Annotated in this window: 1 protein-coding gene; it reads left to right on the top strand. The window is 54.6% G+C overall.

Features of this window, described 5'->3' with window-relative positions:
* Positions 1-324: 324 nt before the first annotated feature.
* Positions 325-1,083, top strand: a 759-nt coding sequence (locus Q4P78_RS09325; protein ID WP_303340092.1) for a DUF5715 family protein, incomplete at its 3' end; no start/stop codon positions are given.

Consider the following 1,083-nt stretch of genomic DNA (forward strand, 5'->3'; position numbering starts at 1 on the left):
CTGCTCAAAGACAGCTGATTTGTACTGGCACTTTCAAGTTTTGAAATGACAGCCACCCGGGACGTGCTTGCCTTTTCAAGCATAAAAAAATCAAAAGTCTGCGCGAAGAAAGCGAAGAGTGCTACCTTTGCATAAGATAGGCTGCGCCTCAGCCATTTGAGCAAGCTCATGGCGTTCAGCTTGCACTATCTTTGCATAAGATAGGCTGCGCCTCAGCCATTTGAGCAAGCTGGCCATATGGGTTCCCATACGCTCTATCCGCTATACGTAGGGAAGCTATTGTTACAGCCCGCCTTTCTGTCTCATACATAGACCATCACACCAATGAAACCTAAGTTCTGCGCCAAGCGCAGCCATTTCCTCTATACTTTCTGCGCCTTGACCGCCTTACTGGGTGTGGTCAAGTGCATTCATCCCAAAGCCCTTTTTCCTGACTTCATCGCGAAAGTACCCACTGCCCAAAGAAGTTCGGCATTTTCCCAGCCGCTCGACAGCATTGCCCAGCAGGCACTGCACGTGGACAGCCTGCTGCTGCGGGCACGCAAGCCGCCCATACTGGTGGGCAGCGATGGCAAAGCCGTGAAGAACCGCGTCACGAGTGTGCCGCGCTTTGAAACGTCCTTTCCCGACCTGAACGATGTGCAGGTAGCCACGGCCAGCCGACTGGGCATTGAGCAAATAGCCAACCGCGAGGAGGCCCGCGACCGCATGAAGGACTTGGTGTATATTGGCGACAACCCATTTTATTCCGTGCTGCCCCTGCACCAGTCCATCCCCTACTTAGTGCCCCGCGCAGCCACGCTGCTCAACGAGATAAGCCGCGCCTTCAACGATTCGCTGGCCACCAAGGGATATGAGCCGCACAAGCTACTGGTCACCTCGGTACTGCGCACCAAAGAGGACGTGCAACGGCTGCGCCGCTTTAACCGCAACGCCTCGGAGAACAGCTGCCACCAGTACGGCACTACCTTCGACATTTCCTACAACCGGTTCTTGGAAATAAAGGAGCAGGGCGAGAGCGACATCCGCTGGGTTACGGTATTCAAGCAAATACTGGCTGAAGTGCTCGAAGACCAACGTACG

The organism is Rothia sp. (in: high G+C Gram-positive bacteria) (genome assembly GCF_030540545.1).
Taxonomy (GTDB): domain Bacteria; phylum Actinomycetota; class Actinomycetes; order Actinomycetales; family Micrococcaceae; genus Rothia.